This is a genomic window from Shigella sp. FC1967 (assembly GCF_001743005.1).
Taxonomy (GTDB): domain Bacteria; phylum Pseudomonadota; class Gammaproteobacteria; order Enterobacterales; family Enterobacteriaceae; genus Proteus.
This window is the reverse complement of the sequence record NZ_MIIZ01000186.1, coordinates 1-273: the sequence shown is the minus strand read 5'-3', so window position 1 is coordinate 273 and position 273 is coordinate 1. Positions and strand designations below refer to the sequence as shown.

Below are 273 nucleotides of genomic sequence, written 5' to 3'. Positions count from 1 at the left end.
CCCCCCATATTCAGACAGGATAACACGTGTCCCGCCCTACTCGTCGAGTTCACAATAACAGCATCTTCGGATACGGGGGCTATCACCCTTTACTGCCGGACTTTCCAGACCGTTCTCCTGATGCTGCTATTGATTAAGACTCTGGGCTGCTCCCCGTTCGCTCGCCGCTACTAGGGGGAATCTCGGTTGATTTCTTTTCCTCGGGGGTACTGAGATGTTTCAGTTCTCCCGGTTCGCCTCATTAACCTATGTATTCAGTTAATGATAATATCC

The 273-nt window shown here is 50.5% G+C and carries 1 rRNA gene; it reads right to left on the bottom strand.

From position 1 onward, the window contains the following. Window positions 1–273, bottom strand: a 23S ribosomal RNA gene (locus BHE89_RS01680); the annotation flags it as partial.